The 975-nt window shown below is 46.3% G+C and carries 1 protein-coding gene; it reads left to right on the plus strand.

Features of this window, described 5'->3' with window-relative positions; translation table 11 throughout:
* A partial coding sequence (locus A3735_RS31355) for a hypothetical protein (RefSeq protein ID WP_197486015.1) occupies positions 1-975 on the plus strand: 975 nt, incomplete at both ends.

The raw sequence follows: 975 nt of genomic DNA on the forward strand, positions 1-975 counted from the left end.
GAGCGATGGTTCGACCTCAGCTTACTGCTGGATGTATCGCAACTTGAACTTAAACTATCGTCCTCAAGTCCACTACCAATCGTGACACAAAAGCTGCGAGCCCAGAAAAGAGCCAAGCTAAAGCCACAAGCTAAAGCTCAAACGGCTCACGACTACCTTCCCAATGAATACGACTGGCTTGGTTCCCCTTCGTTTGATATTGAGTTTTCACACAGTGCTGAGCGCTTTGAGAAATATAACGATCTGACGGGCAGGTATGAGGCAGATATCAGCCAATACAGTTCGGCTACTGTTCAGGGTGTCATGGATATTCTGAAACACTCTCTACAAACCAGTTACGTTAACCAAGATGGGGCTCAAGACCTTAGACTTACCTTTAGCAAAGCGGCAAGCGGGCCAGAGCAACGATTATTTCTGGGTATCGATCAATATAAGTTTGGTGACGTAAACAGTCATTCCAGTGCTTTGCTTTCCGGCTCCGTTAGTGGCAGCGGTGTCCACTTAAAGCGCGGTAGCAATGCACTCCAAGAACAAAGCAGTGACCTACTTCTAGAAGGCGATGCACCGCCGGGCTGGGAAGTTGAGCTTTATCGAAATGGCGCTTTAATTGACTTCACAAGCACATCTAGCAATGGCCAATATCGCTTTGACAAAATTTCTACATATTTAGGAGAGAACATCTTTGATATTCGTATCTATGGGCCCCAGGGACAATATCGAAGCGAACAGAAAAAAATCACGGTCGGAGGTCAAATGCTGGCCAAAGGTTTGTGGGACTTTCAACTCTATGCTCTAAATAGAAACCAGCGCCTGCTTAGCCTTGAGGAAGAGGAGCTTGACGAGTCCTCATCTTTTTTTATGTCTGAATTTAACGCAGGGCTTAACGACTATCTCACCATTCAAGGTGCCCTCAGCCGCTTTACCCCCATAGACAACGAGATAGAACATCTCTATACAAGCTTGGGCTTTTTCGCT

This window comes from Oleiphilus sp. HI0061 (genome assembly GCF_001635675.1).